We start from the raw sequence: 14,987 nt of genomic DNA, 5'->3' as shown, positions 1-14,987 counted from the left end.
TTTAAAGTCTTTTATAAGGCGGTTGTGATCCGTTTTATAACAATAATTTCTACTTTTGGACGTTGATTAAGTGTTTGGCCGTTTTATTGAATGATTTAACTTATCATTTTTTATAGCGTCAAAACTATAGAACAAAAAGAAGATAGATGGTAAATTTCAGAAAATATATTTCAAGCGCAGCGGTATTGGCTTCTGGTTTTTTCCTGGCTCAATCTACCGTTTCTACCGTTCTTTACTCTCAGGCTTACGATAATCAGAAAACCAGTTTAAATCTTCCTTCACCGGTAAGTTCGGTGGTGGAGAAAACTGTTTTGTCAGCCAAAGAATTAGTAGACATTAATGTAAACACGATGATGGCGGATCCTGTGCTGAAAAATGCAACCTGGGGATTCGTAGTGTATGACCCGAAAACGAAGAAAGTAATCTCTTCGTATAATGAAAATACTCCGTTGGTTCCTGCTTCTACCACAAAATTGCTCACCACCGAAACCGCTCTAAATTTATTGGGTGAAAATTACCGATGGATGACGCAGCTGGAATATTCGGGAAATGTGGATGAAAATGGGGTGTTGAATGGAAATCTTTATATTGTAGGCAGCGGCGACCCTTCTTTAGGTACTAATAAAGCAGGAGCATGGTCTTATAGGGATATTATTTCAGATTTTACAGGCGGACTTTCACGAGAAGGGATTAAAAAGGTAAATGGTGATATTATTATTCAGACAGCGCTTTTCAAAGGCAATATTTCAGTGCTTCCGGAAAATGTTGTGTGGTTAGAGAATAATAATTACTATCTGCCCGTAGGAACTACTCATGGAATAAATCCCGCGAATGAAAAACTGATTGTTAAAAAAGGAGGTTTTTCTACAGACAGAAAATTTTTCTATGTTTCCCCTTATGCCAATCAGATGGTATATGCTGAAAAATATGACGGAGACGGAGTTTTAACTACGAAACTTCCCGATGCACCGGCTTATCTGGCAAATTCATTCAGAACAGCACTTGTAAAAAGCGGAATTCCTGTGACCGGAAAAGTAACTCCAAAAATGACAGATGCCAGTCCGGAAAGCAGAAAAATGATCTCATCTTATAAATCACCTACATTAAGCGATATTATTTATTACACCAATCAGCATAGTGATAATTCATTAGCTGAAGCATTACTCAGAACCGTAGGATTCCAGAAAATGGGAGATCAGACTTCTGAATCAGGGAGAATAGTGGTGACTGGTCACCTGAAAAATGCCGGTTTTGATATGAATGGCCTGAATTATATAGACGGAAGCGGTCTTTCAAGAAGTAATAATGTGACGCCGATTTCTCAGGTGAAGTTTTTGACCTCTTTAATGGATGAGAAGTACTATAAGTCTTATCTGACTTCTTTACCGGTAGGCGGACAGTCCGGTACTCTGAAAAGAATGTTTATCGGAGGAGGAAACGGACAGGTTTTTGCAAAAACAGGAACTCTGAATAAAGTGAAAACATTGGCAGGTTACCTGAAAACTAATTCAGGAAAGACCCTGGTTTTTTCTTTAATGGTTAATAACTATGCCGGATCTGTAGATATGGTAAAGAAAAGAATGGAAAAAATTCTTGAGCCGGCTCTGGACCTTTAAAAAATATTTATTTTAATATTATAACAGCCTTTTAATCAATGATTAGAAGGTTTTTTTTATATTTGAATCTTACAATATTTCTAAATATGAGAAAATTTTACCTCCTGATGTTGGGATTGTTGCTGTCTCAACAGTATAACGGGCAAAAGCAAGATCAAAACATTGACAGGAAAGGGCTTATTAAAAAGGAAATGAAATCCTTTACCAATAGAATGACCGCCTCAAATGTGAATCCCAATACCTTAAATTATGATCTGCAGTATCAAAGAATGGACCTGACTATAGATCCTGCTTTTAATAGCGTTTCAGGTTCGGTAACTTCTCATTTTAAACCCAGTCAGGCTATGGGGAGTATTTATTTTGATCTTACGAATGTACTTACGGTTTCTCAGGTCCAGTATCACGGGACGAGTATCCCTTTTCAGCAGCTCGCTACAAAAGAAGTTAAAATTGATTTTCCGGCTTCTGTTCCTGCCAATGTTCTGGATTCGCTGACGATTCAGTATTCCGGTACTCCGGATCCTGTTTATAGTACTGTAATGACGGGAAGTCAGGGTGGAAATCCGATTTTTTCTACTCTCAACGAACCTTACGGTGCTCAGGACTGGTTTCCTACCAAACAGAGTCTTAATGATAAGATTGAACGATTTGATTTTAAAATTACAACACCTTCACAGTATAATGTCGCAGCCAACGGTAAAATGATGTCGGAAACATCTCTTCCCAACGGTAAGAAACTTACTTTCTGGAGAACAATGTATGCTACGCCGGCTTATCTGATTGCACTGGGCATAACCAATTATACGAAACTGAATGATACGATGGGAAATCCTCCTTTTCCATTCGTGAATTATGTCTATCCCTCAACAAGTTTAAACTCCGGAAGCATGGCAAATATCCAATGGACGAAACAGATTATGGATGCTTACGAAAATTATTTCGGCCCTTATCCTTTCAGGAATGAAAAATATGGTCATATGGAATACATCAATGGAGGAGGAATGGAACATCAGACCATGTCTTCTATGGGAAGCTGGGGGAAATCTCTTATCGCTCATGAGCTTGCCCATCAGTGGTTTGGAGATAAAGTAACCTGTGGTACATGGAATGACATCTGGCTGAATGAAGGGTTTGCTACATTCGGAGAACATTTTGCCAATGAAAAATTACTGATGAGCAATCAGGATTTTATGAATTTTTTATCGGGACAGATTAATTATATCACCAGCAGCACGGGAGGCAGTGTATATGTTCCGGATTCCGGCCTTTCCAGTATAGGAAGAATATTTGACAGCAGATTAACCTATTCGAAAGGAGGTTATGTTTTAAGAATGTTGAAATGGATGCTTGGAGATGCGTCCTTTTATCAGGCCCTTAAAGACTATCATGCAAGACCTGCTTTGGCTTATAATTATGTAGTAACTTCCGATTTCAAAGTATCACTGCTACAGTCTACCGGAAAAGATTTTACGGAGTTTTTTAATGACTGGATTTACGGACAGGGCTATCCGACTTATACTATTAAATGGCGACAATCCGGAAATCAGGTGATATTTAATATCAATCAGACTCAAAGTCATTCTTCCGTAAACTTTTTTGAAATGCTGCTGCCTGTCAAGGTTACAGGAACAGGAGGACAGACTGCTTATCTGGCATTGAATAATACATCCAATAATCAGTATATAACAGAAGCGGTATCATTTCCGGTAGCCAGTGTTCAGTTTAATTATGAATATCAGATTGTAGAAAAGAATTCTACGGTTTCGCAGGATAATACTTTGAGTGTTTCTTCAGTAGATAAAGAAGATTTTGGGTTGTATCCTAATCCTGCTAAAAATGAACTTTATATCAAAGGAATTAATAAAGCCGCTGAATTTTCTATTCATGCCATAGATGGAAAATTAATCAGAAAAGATATCTATCAGCCCGGAAAATCAATCGGAATTTCAGCGCTGATTCCGGGAACTTATATCTTTACCGTTAATGATAAAAATATTAAATTCATTAAACATTAAAAGGTATTGATACAACGGATCACAACAAAAAGCTTTCATACTTGAAAGCTTTTTTGTTTTCTGAACGCTTTACTGCCTCTTGTTTCAGCTTTCTTAACCTTGTATCTAAACCATTTTTCTTTAAAAATATTTCGCATAATATTGTCAAAATTTCGTGTAATCACCAGGTTTTTAAATCCCCGCCATTTTTCAAGCAGGCTTGATGGAAGTGCCCGGACTGAAACGGAGTATCCTTCCGTTTCGTATTGTATATAATGCCACCATCCGGAAGGGATATAAAGTGTTTCACCCGGGTGCAGAATGGCTTCATAACCCTTTAAGTGCAGAAGAGCGGGATATTGCCTGTAATCGGGAGTTTTAATATTGGCGAGGCTATGGAAATTATACGGGAGTTTATACATCAGATCAGACTGTTCCCAGGGAAATAGCCAAATCCTTTTGATTCCCTGAAATTGGGTGATGAATACATGAGACATGTCGATATCAATATGATTTCGGGTAACTGATCCTTTGCCGCCAAAAAACATAAACGGAAGCCATTTTAATATTTTACCGTTGGTAACATCATTGTAGTAAATATCATCCTTGAGTTCAGGTTTGATAGTTAATAAATTAAAAAGAAAAAGTCTGTGTTCTGTGGGGGTTGAATCTATCAGATCAAGATATTCCGAAAAGGATGTTTGTGCGATAGGGGGACTGGCGACTCTGTCTAAAGAATCAAGTTCACTGCCATATATATTTACTTTCCGGTCACCTGCGATCTCTTTGAAATAGGTGTAATTCCATTTTTTAAAAGCGGGACTTTCCTGATCTATAAAATTTTTGAGAATTACAGGAAGACCTGGCTTCATGTAGTTATTCATGAAATTTCTTGAACTTATATTTTTCATTTTCTGTACAGGGGTCAATCTCATATGTTATAAATTTATAACAAATATAAATATTATCCTACTAAATTAGTAGACTAATGCTGTTAAAACTGAAATCAAAGTCAGATTTGTAGAATAAAACTTATAAAAGGTTTTATTTTACTGCCTTTTTAGTAAATTAGCACATCTAAAAAATTACTAAAATGATCTCTGAAAAATACCTTCAACATTTACAGAATGAACTTCAGAATATTGAGAATGACGGACTTTACAAAAGAGAAAGAATCATCACCTCTCAGCAAAGTGCAGAAATCGAAGCCAACGGAAAGAAGCTTTTGAACTTTTGTGCCAACAATTATCTGGGATTATCCAATAATCCGGAAGTAATGAAAGCTTCTCAGGATATGATAGAATCTCATGGTTATGGAATGTCATCTGTACGTTTTATTTGCGGGACACAAGATATTCATAAACAACTGGAGAAGAAAATTGCTGATTTTCTGGGTCTTGAAGATACGATTCTGTATGCGGCTGCTTTTGATGCTAATGGTGGGGTTTTTGAACCGTTGTTTACCGAAGAAGATGCTATTATTTCAGATGAATTGAATCATGCATCTATCATTGATGGGGTTCGTCTTTGTAAAGCAGGAAGATACCGTTATAAAAATAACGATATGGCAGATCTTGAAGCTCAGTTAATTGCTGCTTCTGAAAAAAAACATAGATTCAAAATCATTGTTACAGACGGTGTTTTTTCTATGGATGGTATTGTGGCTAATCTAAAAGGAGTTTGTGATCTTGCAGATAAATATGATGCACTGGTAATGGTGGATGATTCTCATGCTACAGGATTTATCGGCAAAACGGGCCGTGGAACCCATGAAGCGAATGAGGTAATGGGCAGAGTAGATATTATTACTTCTACATTAGGAAAAGCTCTTGGGGGTGCGTTAGGTGGGTTTACTTCCGGTAAAAAAGAGATCATTGATATGCTGAGACAGCGTTCACGTCCTTATCTATTCTCCAATTCATTAGCTCCGGGAATTGTAGGAGCTGCCCTGAAAGTATTGGATATGATTTCTGATGATACAACACTTCGTGATCAGGTTATGGAAAATGCAGATTATTTCAGAACGGAAATGAAAGCTAAAGGTTTTGATATTCCTGATGGGGATGCTGCTATTGTTCCGGTCATGTTGTATGATGCTCCGCTTTCTCAGAAAATGGCGGAAAAGCTAATGGATGAAGGAATTTATGTAATTGGATTCTTCTATCCTGTAGTACCGAAAGGTAAGGCAAGAATCAGGGTTCAGCTATCTGCTGCGCATACAAGAGAACATTTAGATAAGGCAATTGCTGCTTTTGAAAAAGTAGGAAAGGAGCTGGGTGTGATTTCTTAGTCACTGTTTAGGCAGATTCGTAACATATTATCTTCGGCTCGGCAGCTTCGCTGCCCGAGCCGAAGTCTTTTTGGTATAAATACAGTTTTAATTATATTTTTCTGATCAAAAGAATTTTATTTTTAACAATTATAGAATAAGCTTATCTTTGCTCTTAATTTTTTCTGAATGCTTTATACAATAATCAAAGCGCTGCACATTATTTTTATGGTGAGTTATTTTGCGGGAATTTTTTATCTCGTAAGAATTTTTGTGTACTATAAAGATACCGATGAATTTCCGGAAGAAAAAAAGAAAATTCTGAGAGAGCAGTATACATTTATGGCCGGAAGGCTGTGGAATATCATTACAGTTCCTGCCGGTGTTATTATGGCGGTGTGTGGGCTGGTGATGATTTTTCTGAACCCAGGTCTCATGAAAATGCCGTGGTTTCATTTAAAATTAACCTTTCTTATCGGTCTGGCAGTTTATCACTTCTGGTGCTGGAAGAAAGTACTTCATTTAAAGATACTTAACGGAAATACACTGGAGATAGCCAACATCAAACTTAGACAGGCCAATGAGATTGCTACCTTCATTTTGTTTCTGGTGGTATTCACGGTGATTTTAAAATCGATGGTAATTGAATACTGGTGGCAATTAATTACAGGATTTTTCGTTCTTGTATTTCTGATCATGATGACAGTGAAACTCGTTAATAAAAATAAAAAAAACAAATAATTGTGAAGTAGGATGTACATGTTAGGACATGGCTACTTTTCACATTTTACAAAAAAACTATGATTGCAATTTTAAAGAAAGAACTCTGGAGTTACTTCGGAAACTGGAGCGCATGGGTAATTATCGCAGCATTCAGTCTGATAGCCACTCTTTTTCTGTTCTTTTTCGACAACGATTCTAATATCTTTGAGATCGGGATGGCTTCTTTACAGAGTTATTTCGTATTGGTTCCATGGCTGTTGATGTTTATTATTCCGGCCCTTTCGATGAAAACTTTTGCTGAAGAACAGCAAACGGGAACGCTGAACTGGCTCTTCTCACAACCGTTAAAAGTCTCCGATCTGGTAAGCGGGAAATTCCTTTCCGTATGGATTGTGGGCGTTTTATGCCTTATTCCATCACTGATTTATCTGTATACGGTATATGTTTTAGGAGTTCCGGAAGGAAATATAGATCTTGGGATGACCTTCGGAAGTTATATCGGACTGATCATTTTAATTGCAGCATTCTCCGGACTAGGAATTCTGGCATCTTCATTATCCCAAAATCAGATCATGGCTTACCTGTTGGGTGTTTTCATGTGTTTTATCATGTATTTCGGGATCGAGCAGCTGGCGAGTTATAAACTGCTGGGTGGTGCAGATTTTATTCTTCAGAATATTGGTTTCTACCAACATTTTTTAGGGTTTACCAGAGGCCTCATTGATTGTAAAGACGTAGCCTATTTCGTTCTCGTTATCGGGTTGTCATTAGTATTGTCTAATTATTTTATAAACAAAAAGAAGTAGAATTATGAAGAAGATCAATGCTAAATCTCCGTTTGGAATTTTCTTAATCGTTATTATTCCTTTGGTTATAATTCTGACATATTCTGGAATCAGATTAGATTTAACCCAAGAAAAAAGATATACACTTTCAGATAATACCATCAAGGTACTGGAGTCTGTTAAAAAGCCTTTGACTGTTGAAGTATACCTTGAAGGTGATTTTCCGGCAAGCTTTAAACAACTTCAAAGCGAAACAAAATTTATGCTGGAAGAGTTCCGAAAAATCAATCCTAAAATTGATTTTAAATTTATAGACCCTATCAAAACTAAAATGTCTCAGGATACTTTGATGGCAATGGGAATGCAGCCTTCCATTCTTCCTGACGTGAAAGACGGGAAAATCTCGCAGATTACCCTTTTTCCGTATGCGGTTATCAAATATAACGATGCAGGAGTTTCCATCCCGCTGGTCGTACAACAGGCAGGAATAGATGCAGACCAGCAGCTGACAAGATCCATTGAAGGGCTCGAATACAGCCTTGTTTCCAATATCAAAAATATTGCAGCTGACAGGAAAAAGAAAATAGGAATTCTGGTGAATCAGGATGAATTAAGTCCGGATGAATTTCAGGGATTCGTACATCTTGCAATGGAAAATTATGATGCCGGTCCCATTATTCCTAAAAATCAGACGGAACTTTCATTAGCAGATATTCCTTTACTGAAACAAATGAGTGCCCTTGTGATTGCAAAACCACGTAAAGCCTTTACAGATAATGAAAAAGTAATCCTTGATCAATATATCATGAACGGAGGGAAAACCCTTTGGATGATAGATGCTGTAAATGCAGAAATGGACACGCTCACAAGGTCTAAAAAAGTAATGCCTTTCCCGGTTGATATCAATATGACGGATTTCTTTTTCAATTACGGACTAAGAATCAATCCTGCATTGGTGAAAGATGTGAAGAAGTTTGCCTTATTAAGGCTGGTTACCGGTGAAGTAAGCGGAAATCCGCAGTATACGAGCCTGCCATGGCCTTATTATCCGCTGGGAATTGCTGAAAATAATAATCCGGTTACTAAAAATATCAATCCTGTAAAATTTGAATTTCCGACTTCCATAGACACTTTAGGAGGAAGAAAAAATATCAAAACAAAAGTCCTTTTCGAATCCAGTGAAAGAACATTACTGAAACAGGTGCCAAATTATGTAGATTTAAAAGAAATTGCCAGTGTAGACAGTCTTGGACAAATGGAAAAACCAAGTACACCAAAAATCTTTGCCGTTTCATTGGAAGGAAAGTTTAATTCTGCTTATGCTTCAAGGATTGAAAGAAAATCATACCCCGGTTTCAAAGCAACAAGTCCTGAAAATAAAATGATTGTCATTGCAGACGGAGACGTAGGAAGAAATAAAGTGATCAAAGGAAAGCCGCTTCCTCTTGGAGTAGATTTACTCACCAACGAGCAGTTCGGAAATGAGCAGTTCCTGAGAAATGCACTGGATTACCTGCTGGACGACAGTAATCTGATGGAATTAAGAAACAGAAATATTGAAGAAAGACTGCTGGACAGACATAGAATTACAGAAGAAAAAGCCAACTGGCAATGGCTGAACTTATTGCTTCCATTAGTAATTATCGGTCTTATCGGAGGATTGTTCTTCTGGCTGAGAAAAAGGAAGTTCGGATAAATAATAAAAAAAGAGAAGCGGTAAGCTTCTCTTTTTTATTTGGTATTTGCAGAAATAATAAAATAATCAGGAGTGATGAGGCATTGGCAAGACCTTAAATAAAAAAGAGAGATGTGAAAATCTCTCTTGTATTTTGTAGTATTAATTTTTCAAATTCAGGAAAAAGATTCCTGCTCAGATGATCCAGCTGTTTTTTATTTCTGTGCAATCTCAGAACAATTATTCTTACTTTTGGTAAGCTTCTTTCGGAAGCAGCTCAGCAGTTCTGTAGTAGCTGATATCTGTGTCAAATCGTTGCTGAAGATCACTGAATGTATTATAATCATAATTCTCCCAATTTTCTTCGTTTTCGGGATCTGATGTTTTATCAATGGCAAGTTCTAATGTTCCGTCTTCTTCATAACTGCATTCTATAGCCGCATATTTTTCACCATTTTCATTAGTGGTATACCAGCATTTAACTGTTTTTTCAAGCTGAGGTTGCTGAGTTTCATTATCAATGACCTGAGAACAGATGAAATTTTCAGGATCATCCACACCAAATACAGTTCTTGAAATCAACGGTAATTCATCCACAGAAAGCGAATAAAGCTTATTGGTTGAAATAATAAAACTATCTATAATTTCTCTTTTTTCAACATCAAAAAAGTCCGATTTCTCTTTCAGATATTCAAAAACCTGATTCTCATCTTCGTTTTCACTTATAAAATAATTGATGTTATAGATGCTGTCTTCACTGATGAATTCTATCTCTTTCAATAGATCCGAGTCTTTCTCGTAATAATAGAGATGATATTCATCCAGTTTTGCAGCATTACTTTTGGAGATAATCTCTCCAAAAATGTTTTTGTACACTTTTCTCATTTTTTATCATGTTATTTAGTTTCATCTATTAGTCTAAGTGGGTGAAAGCAAAGATAAGTTTCTTTTTTATTTTATAAGTACCTAGAAAATAGTATTTATTTCGCAAGTATTTTAAATATCCTTTATAAAATCCTCATATTCGTAGTAAAATCTTTCAAATCCTTCCATTTTATCAACGAAGAATTCAAAAATTTCCTGCCATTTATTTTTATTAAAAATTGAAACTCCCTGAATATCAACCCATATTCTGCTGATTACCTTTCCGTTTTCCAATGTAAAATATTCTTCTTTTTGAAAATCACCGATAAAATCTTTCAAAATGTCTTCCAGAGACCAGATCTTTTCATAATATGCATTCCGGAAGATTTCATCCTTCATTTCAATGTCTAAAGAAACCTCTGCTTTTTTGTTGTCTGCAAAGAATTTGAATGAGAGATCTTTAATTTTGGTATCATACAAGATCCATTTTCTGGGAAAAGACTTCCCAAAAGCGGTCCAAAATTCTTTTTTTAATTGTTGTGCCTCTTGTTTACTGAACATAAAGGCAAACTTAATGATTTAATGGCAAAAAGGCAAAAATGTGGGATTTAATACCGATAAAGTTATAATTCCTTCTTTCATTGCTTTGGGTTTTCCTTCCCTCGTTTTCTGTATGCCTTTCTATTCTATCTCTTTTTTCCAAATATTAAACAATTTTCGTATTTTTGCTGTAATGCTTTCAAAAAAATCTCAATATGCTTTTAAAGCGCTTTCATATCTTGTAGAAAAGAGAAATGAAGGCCCGGTTCTTATTTCCGAAATTGCGGAACATAAAAAGATTCCTTTAAAGTTTTTAGAAAATATCCTGCTGGAATTAAAAAAAGCGGAAATTCTGGACAGTAAAAAAGGAAAAGGAGGTGGATATTTTTTAAAAGAAAATCCTGAAAATGTGAAACTGGCCAAAATTATCAGACTGGTAAACGGCCCGATAGCAATGCTTCCCTGTGTAAGTCTTAACTTCTATGAAAAATGTGAAGACTGCAATGAAGATCATTGTGGTTTACATGATGTCCTGATTGAAGTCAGAGACGCTTCACTCAATATTCTGGAAAGAAAAACTTTAATGGATCTGGTTGATTAACCCGGTCCTTTTTTTTGAATTGATAGTCTACTTATTTTGTAGGATAATTATTTATTTGGATATTTGCAGAACTTCAAATGAATAAATTATGGTTTCAAAAGAAGACAGACTTATACCGGAGCAGATTGCAATATTAGTCTTTATTGGCTTTGAATATGGCGGAAGGATTTCTGTTACTATGAATTATGGAACGGGGAATAGAAAAGCTGTAAAAGACTTTACGATATGGTGATCTCAAGAAAAATTCAAATCAGGCTTAATGTTCTTTTTGTGACGCTTGCTCTCATGTCTCTAGTCGCTTTTTCAATGTATGAATTAGGCTATCTCGATGAGCTCTTAACCATTATGGCCAAAGACCATTATATATTCTACTGGATGCTTCTGGTCGGGGTTTTTGCTGAAATTGTAGCCGGATCCATGGGAATGGGCTATGGAGTTATCTGTACCACAACCCTTATGCTGCTGAACATCCCGCCACATATTGTGAGTGCAAGTATTCATTCGGCAGAAAGTTTTACAACTGCAGCAGGAAGCATAAGCCATATCAGATTAAAAAATGTAAGCAGGACGTTGGTAAAAAAACTGGCTGTTCCCGGAGTAATAGGGGCTGTTATAGGGGCTGTAAGTTTAACTTACCTGGGGGAATATTATTCTAAGATCACCAAAACACTTATTGCTTTTTATACTTTATATCTGGGATTCCAGATTCTGTCAAATGCTTTTAAAGAAAAACAAAATAAAGCCTTAAAAAGAAAAACCAATCTGACAAGGCTGGGTGTAATAGGTGGTTTTATAGATTCCTTTGCCGGAGGAGGATGGGGTCCGCTGGTAACCGGTACACTGATTAAAAATGCATTTACCCCAAGGTTTGCTGTAGGGAGTTCTACGGTAGCCAAATTTATTTTAACCATTACTGCCGCAGTTACTTTCTTCCTTACCCTGGGTATTCAGCACTGGAATATTATTCTGGGACTTTTGATCGGAGGAATTATCACAGCTCCCTTTTCGGCAATGCTTACCGCAAAGCTTCCGGTAAAGAAAATGTTTGTGGTGATTGGATTACTGGTGATTATAATGAGTTCTATAACTATTTATAAATCAGTGTTCAGCTGAAAATTTTGAAAAAGTGGGTGAAAATAAAAGCTGCAAAAACAAATTTGGGGTTGAAAATATTTTACTTTTACATCACTAAATAATAAAAAATGAATTTACATATCATTGCACTTTTTAAGTTTAATGAAAATTACCTGATGGAAGCTGTAGAGCTGTTTCAGAAGCTTGTAAAAGAAACAAGGAAAGAAGAAGGCTGCCTGCAGTATGATCTGGTTGAGGATAAAGATAATAAAGGAATTTTCTTCCTGATTGAACTCTGGGAGAGTGTGGATCATCATAACATCCACAATGGTCAGGATCATTTACTGGACTTCCGTAAGGATGCTTCTAAAATGATGGAAAGCTCAGCAGAAGTCTATAAAGGATTTAAAATCTATTAATATAAATGGCGGTTTCAGTATGCTGAAACCGCCATTTTATTAGAAAAAATAGAAAGTATTAAAATAAAAATTATTTCACGATAAGTTTTTTCGTTTCCGAATGACCGCCGTAAGTTATTGTTACAAGGTAATTTCCGGATATAAGGTGAGATAAATTTAAGTCTTGTTTATAAAAACCGGCCTGATTGGTCAGCTCAGCTGAATAAACTTTTTTTCCGCTAAGGTCGTAGACCGCTACATTTCCTTTGTTATTCACTTTTTCTTTGACATCAAACAGGACCGTTACATTTTTATCTGCCGTAGTAGGATTAGGATAAATACCAAAAGAAGCTTTTTTTCCTACTTCAGTGATTCCCAGCGTAGCAGTGATTTTTTTATACTTGAAATACATATCTCCGGTAGTTGCTCCTCCGTTGGTAGTAAAGTACATTCTGTAGTAATCACTTCCTTTTTTAATGTAATATACCACATCGTTTTTCACGTTTCCGATTCCTTTCCATGAATGCCCTATAGTAGTAATTTTGGATGAAAAGTCTGTGTCTGCCGGAATTACGGCTGCAGACGTTGCCTGGGTTTCAGGCTGTACCATGGCCACTTTGATATTAGGATTCTGGATGGCTCCCGAAAGCGGATACATCATGATGTTATTATAAAAAGTGAAGTATTTTGTAAACACTAAATCCCACGTACTTCTTGAAGGCTCCATATTGGGTACTTTAGCTCCTGTAGAGAAAGAAAAGTAATTAAAATAAGCATCGTCGGTACCATTGGCAATTGTTCTTGTTTCTGTAGGTCCCCATGCGTTACCATCCCATTTGGAATATTTGAATGTATACCCTGCATAAGAATCTACAATGGCAAATTTAATATAAGAACCTGTAGCGGTGTATTTGAGAACAAAAATCGCTTTTCCGTCGATATGATGAGTTCCGCCATTATATACTCCCCAACCTGTAGCCGGAAGAAATGGATTGCTGGAAGTTATAGGTCCCTGTTCAAAAGCCCCCTGGCTTAAAGAAGTGGTCTGATCCGGATTGTACAAAGGTTCACCCCATGAAGCCATATTATTAATATCAATATTATCCCATTCAGACAGGCTCGTAGCAGCTGAATACACTTCAATATTAAGAGCATCATTTATTCTTGATCCGAACTCAAAGCTTGAATTTCTATAAAAAGCGATATCCCAGCTGTTTGCCGGTTGAGAAACCATATTGCCATCAGCCAGACTAAAAAATACACGGTTCTGATACTGTGCTCCCATCGACATATTTGCCTGTGTATATCCTAAGGCGTCTGTTTGTGCCACAACGGTCTGCTGGACAGTAAGAGCCAATAATGAAGCCAATAGTAGTTTTGTTTTCATAATTATTTTCAGATTATTATTTAGAATTATTATACAAAAGTATATATATTATTTTTAATTATTCTAAATAAAAACATGACATTTGTCGTGTTTTGTTCCGACTGTATTGTAAAAACAGACAGATAAGCAATGAAAAAGCCGGTAGGAAGGCACCTACCGGCTTTATAAAGGCAAACAATAGTCTTGAAACCTTATTTTTTGATGAATTTGGATTTTACCGCTTTTCCTTCAGCCGTTTCAATAACGGTATAATAAACTCCGGTCTGAAGTCCACTGATGTCAAACTGTTGTCTGTTTAATTTTCCTTCAGCAGCTTTTTGTCCTGAAGCAGAATAAATCTGAACGCTTTTCGGATCTTTTTTACTGATGAATTCCAATGCTGTCTGATCTGTATTGACCACAAATTTAATGTCATCATTAGTTTTTGTATGGTCTGCTACGGAAAGAGTAGAGGAATTGTACACCACATTATCTATTTGTAAGGCTGTATGGGCAATCGTTGGAGTAAACTTAAATACAATATAGGTAGCTGAAGATGCCGGTACCTGGATCGTATAGGTCTGCATTGTTTCGCTGGTTAAAGAAATAGGAGCACCTAAAGAAACAAAAGTAGTCATATCAGTCGGGTTTGACGCCAGTCCAATTTCTATAGTTCCGTTTCCGTTGGTACCGGTACTTTTTGCAGCGGCAAATGACAACGTTTTATCCCCTGCTGGTGCCGCAATTTGCGGAGTAATCAGATAAGACGGTGCACTTGTATTATTCCCCGAATAAGCCTGCACTACTTTATCCGTAGCTGTCGTTACAATCATCAGCGGTGCCGGAGGGAAGGGAAGCGGATTCGTTGCTAGGATAACAGACCAGCCCTGTTGAGGGAAAGTATTGTTCCCGGAAGTAAAATTGTCAAAATTTTCATTGATAGAAGACATTTGTGCCTTTGATGTAATAGCTGTAAATGCTAAAGCTCCTAAAAGTAATTTTAACTTCATAACATTATTTTTATTTAGAATTATTCTACAAAAATATATATTTATTTTTACTTGTTCTAAATAAAGTTTTAT

The 14,987-nt window shown here is 36.5% G+C and carries 14 protein-coding genes; 9 read left to right on the top strand and 5 right to left on the bottom strand.

The window, feature by feature from the left end; translation table 11 throughout:
- Positions 1-146 precede the first annotated feature (146 nt).
- Together dacB and JO178_RS03930 are read left to right on the top strand one after the other, a co-directional pair.
- Entirely contained in the window at positions 147-1,616 is a 1,470-nt protein-coding gene (dacB, locus tag JO178_RS03935) for a D-alanyl-D-alanine carboxypeptidase/D-alanyl-D-alanine-endopeptidase (protein ID WP_291931935.1), read from the top strand.
- Positions 1,617-1,702: 86 nt separating this feature from the next.
- Entirely contained in the window at positions 1,703-3,631 is a 1,929-nt protein-coding gene (locus tag JO178_RS03930) for a M1 family aminopeptidase (protein WP_291931932.1), read from the top strand.
- A 35-nt stretch (positions 3,632-3,666) separates the two neighbouring features.
- Here JO178_RS03930 and JO178_RS03925 read toward each other — a convergent pair whose 3' ends face one another.
- On the bottom strand, positions 3,667-4,521 hold the full coding sequence (locus JO178_RS03925; protein WP_291931929.1) for a cupin-like domain-containing protein: 855 nt from the start codon (positions 4,519-4,521) through the stop codon (positions 3,667-3,669).
- A 182-nt stretch (positions 4,522-4,703) separates the two neighbouring features.
- On the opposite strand from JO178_RS03925, the gene kbl reads away from it, so the two are divergent.
- The 4 genes from kbl to gldG all read left to right on the top strand — a co-directional run bounded on the left by kbl (position 4,704) and on the right by gldG (position 9,083).
- The gene (gene kbl / locus JO178_RS03920) at positions 4,704-5,900 is read left to right on the top strand and encodes a glycine C-acetyltransferase (RefSeq protein WP_291931926.1); all 1,197 of its coding nucleotides are present in this window, start codon (positions 4,704-4,706) and stop codon (positions 5,898-5,900) included.
- A 168-nt stretch (positions 5,901-6,068) separates the two neighbouring features.
- Positions 6,069-6,620, top strand: a complete 552-nt coding sequence (locus JO178_RS03915) for a CopD family protein (protein ID WP_291931922.1) — start codon at positions 6,069-6,071, stop codon at positions 6,618-6,620.
- A 59-nt stretch (positions 6,621-6,679) separates the two neighbouring features.
- Positions 6,680-7,408 (top strand): ABC transporter permease, encoded by a 729-nt coding sequence (locus tag JO178_RS03910; RefSeq protein WP_291931919.1) that lies wholly within the window; start codon positions 6,680-6,682, stop codon positions 7,406-7,408.
- 4 nt (positions 7,409-7,412) lie between these two features.
- Complete coding sequence (gldG, locus tag JO178_RS03905) at positions 7,413-9,083, top strand: gliding motility-associated ABC transporter substrate-binding protein GldG (protein ID WP_291931916.1); 1,671 nt, start codon at positions 7,413-7,415, stop codon at positions 9,081-9,083.
- Between the two features lie 225 nt (positions 9,084-9,308).
- On the opposite strand, the gene JO178_RS03900 is transcribed toward gldG, so the two are convergent.
- Positions 9,309-9,947 carry a hypothetical protein gene (locus JO178_RS03900; protein WP_291931913.1) on the bottom strand — a complete coding sequence of 213 codons (639 nt, stop codon included), beginning with the start codon at positions 9,945-9,947 and terminating at the stop codon, positions 9,309-9,311.
- A gap of 111 nt (positions 9,948-10,058) precedes the next feature.
- On the bottom strand, positions 10,059-10,487 hold the full coding sequence (locus JO178_RS03895; protein WP_291931910.1) for a DUF4268 domain-containing protein: 429 nt from the start codon (positions 10,485-10,487) through the stop codon (positions 10,059-10,061).
- 172 nt (positions 10,488-10,659) lie between these two features.
- On the opposite strand from JO178_RS03895, the gene JO178_RS03890 reads away from it, so the two are divergent.
- From JO178_RS03890 to JO178_RS03880, 3 genes are all read left to right on the top strand, one after another.
- Complete coding sequence (locus tag JO178_RS03890) at positions 10,660-11,067, top strand: Rrf2 family transcriptional regulator (protein WP_291931907.1); 408 nt, start codon at positions 10,660-10,662, stop codon at positions 11,065-11,067.
- Between the two features lie 225 nt (positions 11,068-11,292).
- Complete coding sequence (locus JO178_RS03885) at positions 11,293-12,180, top strand: sulfite exporter TauE/SafE family protein (protein ID WP_291931904.1); 888 nt, start codon at positions 11,293-11,295, stop codon at positions 12,178-12,180.
- An 89-nt stretch (positions 12,181-12,269) separates the two neighbouring features.
- A complete protein-coding gene (locus JO178_RS03880; RefSeq protein WP_291931901.1) occupies positions 12,270-12,560 on the top strand; it encodes a putative quinol monooxygenase in 291 nt (96 codons plus the stop codon).
- Between the two features lie 70 nt (positions 12,561-12,630).
- Here the strand turns inward: JO178_RS03880 and JO178_RS03875 are convergent, their stop codons facing one another.
- Entirely contained in the window at positions 12,631-13,926 is a 1,296-nt protein-coding gene (locus tag JO178_RS03875) for a T9SS type A sorting domain-containing protein (RefSeq protein WP_291931898.1), read from the bottom strand.
- A gap of 191 nt (positions 13,927-14,117) precedes the next feature.
- Positions 14,118-14,915 (bottom strand): T9SS type A sorting domain-containing protein, encoded by a 798-nt coding sequence (locus tag JO178_RS03870; RefSeq protein ID WP_291931895.1) that lies wholly within the window; start codon positions 14,913-14,915, stop codon positions 14,118-14,120.
- Between the last annotated feature and the right edge of the window lie 72 nt (positions 14,916-14,987).

Origin of the sequence: Chryseobacterium sp., assembly GCF_019236175.1 — a bacterium.
Classification (GTDB): domain Bacteria; phylum Bacteroidota; class Bacteroidia; order Flavobacteriales; family Weeksellaceae; genus Chryseobacterium.
The sequence above is the reverse complement of the archived record's forward strand: the minus strand, read 5'-3'. Positions and strand labels throughout refer to the sequence as shown.

Excerpts from the sequence above, each read along its gene's own strand:
- dacB (WP_291931935.1), top strand. The coding sequence starts at position 147 with ATGGTAAATTTCAGAAAATATATTTCAAGCGCAGCGGTATTGGCTTCT.
- JO178_RS03930 (WP_291931932.1), top strand. The coding sequence starts at position 1,703 with ATGAGAAAATTTTACCTCCTGATGTTGGGATTGTTGCTGTCTCAACAG.
- JO178_RS03925 (WP_291931929.1), bottom strand. The coding sequence starts at position 4,521 with ATGAAAAATATAAGTTCAAGAAATTTCATGAATAACTACATGAAGCCA.
- kbl (WP_291931926.1), top strand. The coding sequence starts at position 4,704 with ATGATCTCTGAAAAATACCTTCAACATTTACAGAATGAACTTCAGAAT.
- JO178_RS03915 (WP_291931922.1), top strand. The coding sequence starts at position 6,069 with ATGCTTTATACAATAATCAAAGCGCTGCACATTATTTTTATGGTGAGT.
- JO178_RS03910 (WP_291931919.1), top strand. The coding sequence starts at position 6,680 with ATGATTGCAATTTTAAAGAAAGAACTCTGGAGTTACTTCGGAAACTGG.
- gldG (WP_291931916.1), top strand. The coding sequence starts at position 7,413 with ATGAAGAAGATCAATGCTAAATCTCCGTTTGGAATTTTCTTAATCGTT.
- JO178_RS03900 (WP_291931913.1), bottom strand. The coding sequence starts at position 9,947 with ATGAGAAAAGTGTACAAAAACATTTTTGGAGAGATTATCTCCAAAAGT.
- JO178_RS03895 (WP_291931910.1), bottom strand. The coding sequence starts at position 10,487 with ATGTTCAGTAAACAAGAGGCACAACAATTAAAAAAAGAATTTTGGACC.
- JO178_RS03890 (WP_291931907.1), top strand. The coding sequence starts at position 10,660 with ATGCTTTCAAAAAAATCTCAATATGCTTTTAAAGCGCTTTCATATCTT.
- JO178_RS03885 (WP_291931904.1), top strand. The coding sequence starts at position 11,293 with ATGGTGATCTCAAGAAAAATTCAAATCAGGCTTAATGTTCTTTTTGTG.
- JO178_RS03880 (WP_291931901.1), top strand. The coding sequence starts at position 12,270 with ATGAATTTACATATCATTGCACTTTTTAAGTTTAATGAAAATTACCTG.
- JO178_RS03875 (WP_291931898.1), bottom strand. The coding sequence starts at position 13,926 with ATGAAAACAAAACTACTATTGGCTTCATTATTGGCTCTTACTGTCCAG.
- JO178_RS03870 (WP_291931895.1), bottom strand. The coding sequence starts at position 14,915 with ATGAAGTTAAAATTACTTTTAGGAGCTTTAGCATTTACAGCTATTACA.